Origin of the sequence: Shigella sp. FC1967 (assembly GCF_001743005.1) — a bacterium.
GTDB lineage: Bacteria > Pseudomonadota > Gammaproteobacteria > Enterobacterales > Enterobacteriaceae > Proteus.
Genome location: NZ_MIIZ01000775.1, coordinates 1 through 3,398, shown reverse-complemented (window position 1 = coordinate 3,398; position 3,398 = coordinate 1). Strand labels below are relative to the sequence as shown.

Genomic DNA, 3,398 nt, shown 5'->3' with positions numbered 1-3,398 from the left:
TACTTTAAATCAATAAACCAGTTAATTCTATTAGTTAACAAGTTTTTACCTAAAATATTCTCTTGTAAACCGATCAAAAACCTAGTGGTTTAATTTTTATATCGAAATAAAGTGTACGACAAAAAAAATCGTTGAACATTGATCGCATATAAGAATTATTCTCATAAAAAGCCATGCTGAAAGGTGTCAGCTTGCTAATTTTGTGATGTATATCACGTTAATTAATTAGAAAGATGGTAAGCTGTTATCATTCGAAGAAAGAGGGTACTTCGAAAATATATTTATCTTTATTATTGTTTTTTTAAGTTTTTTAAGCAAATTATGCCCTCTAATAATTATTACTGAAATGAGCACATAATCATCTATCTAGGCTATTCTTATTAGTTACGATGATAACGGCTAATTTGCTTAAAAAATTTAACATTTTATCAGGAGTCTCTTTATGTCTGTAACTAACGTTACTGAACTCAATGATTTGGTTGCTCGTGTAAAAAAAGCTCAACGTGAATTTGCTAACTTCTCTCAAGAACAAGTTGATGCTATTTTCCGTGCAGCTGCATTAGCGGCCGCTGATGCCCGTATTCCTCTTGCAAAATTAGCGGTTAAAGAGTCTGGTATGGGTATCGTTGAAGATAAAGTGATCAAAAACCACTTTGCTTCTGAGTATATCTACAATGCGTATAAAGACGAAAAAACCTGCGGGATTTTATCTGAAGATCTCACTTACGGTACAATCACCATCGCTGAACCTATTGGAATTATCTGCGGTATCGTACCAACAACGAACCCCACTTCTACTGCGATTTTTAAAGCATTAATTAGCTTAAAAACACGTAATGGTATTATTTTCTCTCCACACCCTCGTGCAAAAGAAGCAACAAACCGTGCTGCTGAAATCGTCTTAAATGCGGCTATCGCTGCAGGCGCACCAAAAGATATTATTGGTTGGATTGATGAGCCTTCTGTCGCCCTATCCAACGCATTAATGCACCATGATGATATTAACCTGATCTTAGCGACGGGTGGTCCAGGCATGGTTAAAGCTGCGTATAGTTCAGGGAAACCGGCTATCGGTGTGGGTGCAGGTAACACGCCTGTTGTTATTGATGACTCTGCTGATATCAAACGTGCCGTGGCTTCAATCTTAATGTCTAAAACTTTTGATAATGGTGTCATTTGTGCGTCAGAGCAATCTGTCATTGTTGTTGACAGTATTTATAAACAAGTTCGTGAGCGATTCTCAACTCACGGCGGTTACATGCTGACAGGTAAAGAATTAAAAGCAGTTCAAGATATCATCTTAAAAGAGGGTAACTTAAATGCGGCTATTGTGGGTCAGCCTGCAACAAAAATTGCTGAAATGGCTGGCATTGAAGTTCCTGTAAATACCAAAATTTTAATTGGTGAAGTAAAAGAAACCACAGAAGCAGAGCCTTTTGCTCACGAAAAATTATCTCCGCTATTAGCGATGTACCATGCTCAATCGTTTGAAGATGCTGTGCTAAAAGCTGAAAAATTAGTTGAGATGGGGGGCATCGGTCACACATCTTGCTTATATACAGACCAAGATAACTGTCCTGAGCATGTCGCCTACTTCGGCGACAAAATGAAAACATCCCGTATTTTAATCAATACGCCAGCATCTCAAGGTGGTATTGGTGACTTATACAACTTTAAACTTGCTCCTTCTCTAACGTTAGGTTGTGGTTCATGGGGTGGTAACTCCATTTCTGAAAACGTAGGGCCAAAACACCTTATCAACACTAAAACCGTGGCGAAAAGAGCAGAAAATATGTTGTGGCATAAACTTCCTAAATCTATTTACTTCCGCCGTGGTTGTTTACCTATCGCACTGGAAGAGATTGCGACAGATGGTAAAAAACGTGCCTTTATCGTGACCGATGGTTTCTTATTCAACAATGGTTATGTTGATGAAGTCACCCGTGTACTGAAAAAATTTGGTGTTGAAACAGAAGTCTTCTTTGAAGTTGAAGCAGATCCAACATTAAGCGTTGTGCGTAAAGGCGCAGAACAGATGAATAGCTTTAAACCTGACGTGATCATCGCATTAGGTGGTGGTTCACCAATGGATGCTGCAAAAATCATGTGGGTTATGTATGAGCACCCAGAAACTCACTTCGAAGAATTAGCATTACGTTTTATGGATATCCGTAAACGTATTTACAAGTTCCCAAAAATGGGTGTGAAAGCACAAATGGTTGCTATCACAACAACATCAGGTACAGGTTCTGAAGTCACCCCATTTGCGGTCGTCACTGATGACGAAACTGGTCAGAAATACCCATTAGCAGACTATGCATTAACACCAGATATGGCTATCGTTGATGCAAACCTTGTTATGAACATGCCTAAATCACTATGTGCGTTTGGTGGTTTAGACGCGGTGACTCATGCATTAGAAGCCTATGTTTCTGTATTAGCGAACGAATATTCTGATGGACAAGCGTTGCAGGCATTAAAATTACTGAAAGAGCATCTGCCAGCAAGTTATCATGAAGGCGCTAAAAACCCAGTTGCTCGTGAACGTGTTCATAATGCAGCAACTATTGCAGGTATTGCTTTTGCTAACGCATTCTTGGGTGTTTGTCACTCAATGGCGCATAAATTAGGCTCTGAGTTCCATATTCCTCACGGTTTAGCGAATGCGTTATTAATTTCAAACGTGATCCGTTATAACGCTAATGACAACCCAACAAAACAGACTGCATTCAGCCAATACGACCGCCCTCAAGCACGTCGTCGCTATGCAGAAATCGCTGACCACCTGGAGCTTTCGGCACCTGGTGACCGTACTGCGGCAAAAATTGAGAAGTTATTAGCGTGGTTAGAAGAAATGAAATCTTCATTAGGAATTCCATCTTCTATTCGCGAAGCCGGTGTTCAAGAAAATGATTTCTTAGCAAGAGTTGATAAATTATCTGAAGATGCGTTTGACGATCAGTGTACAGGTGCTAATCCACGTTACCCACTGATTTCTGAACTCAAACAACTGTTATTAGATTCTTACTACGGTCGTGAATTTAATGAACATCCCGCTGTTGAAGTGAAAGAAGAGACAAAACCAGCTAAAAAAAGCAGTAAAAAAATAATCGAAACACGCTGTGTTAGTGTGATCCTCACTATTTCGATTATTTATTCTTAAATAGAGAAACCCAGTCCTATTATTTTATGGCTGGGTTTTTTTATAGCTTCTCATTGGGTTATGTACATCTTGCTACTGATTTCTGATACTAAGGAATAAGGCGTAATGCGTCACTATTCCATCACAGCTAATAGGTATTTGTACTTGTTTTGGCGTTTGATTTTTAATATAAAAAGAGTGTCTTACTTTATGCATTCATGATTAGTGCCTAAAAAAGCCTCCTGAGCGACGTATA

1 protein-coding gene is annotated in these 3,398 nt (G+C 38.9%); it reads left to right on the top strand.

From position 1 onward, the window contains the following. Positions 1–442: 442 nt before the first annotated feature. On the top strand, positions 443–3,163 hold the full coding sequence (gene adhE, locus BHE89_RS12645; RefSeq protein WP_128860520.1) for a bifunctional acetaldehyde-CoA/alcohol dehydrogenase: 2,721 nt from the start codon (positions 443–445) through the stop codon (positions 3,161–3,163). Positions 3,164–3,398: the final 235 nt, after the last annotated feature.